Annotated in this window: 1 protein-coding gene; it reads left to right on the top strand. The window is 59.0% G+C overall.

Annotation, left to right across the window (positions count from 1 at the left end):
- Positions 1-383, top strand: a 383-nt coding sequence (locus D7Y13_RS44920) for an ABC transporter ATP-binding protein (RefSeq protein ID WP_120631189.1), incomplete at both ends; no start/stop codon positions are given.

Raw genomic sequence — 383 nt, 5'->3', positions numbered from 1 at the left:
GCCAGAATATCGCCTTTGGCCTGCGGGTAAAGCGGATGGCGCGATCGCAGCAGCGAATGCGCGTCAGTGAAATGCTGGAGCTAGTCGGACTAGGGGATAAGGGCGATCGCTATCCGCACCAGCTTTCAGGCGGACAGCAGCAGCGAGTCGCTCTGGCGCGGGCATTGGCGATCGAGCCGCACGTTTTGCTCTTAGACGAACCCCTCTCAGCCCTCGATGCCAAAGTGCGCCTGCAACTGCGAAACGAAATTCGCCGCATTCAGCAGCAGTTAGGAATCACGACGCTCTTTGTCACGCACGACCAGGAAGAAGCGCTGTCGATTTCCGATCGCGTCGTCGTCATGTCTCAAGGCCAAATCGACCAGGAAGGCACACCCGAAGCG

The organism is Corallococcus praedator (genome assembly GCF_003612125.1).
GTDB classification, from domain to species: domain Bacteria; phylum Myxococcota; class Myxococcia; order Myxococcales; family Myxococcaceae; genus Corallococcus; species Corallococcus praedator.
The sequence above is the reverse complement of the archived record's forward strand: the minus strand, read 5'-3'. Positions and strand labels throughout refer to the sequence as shown.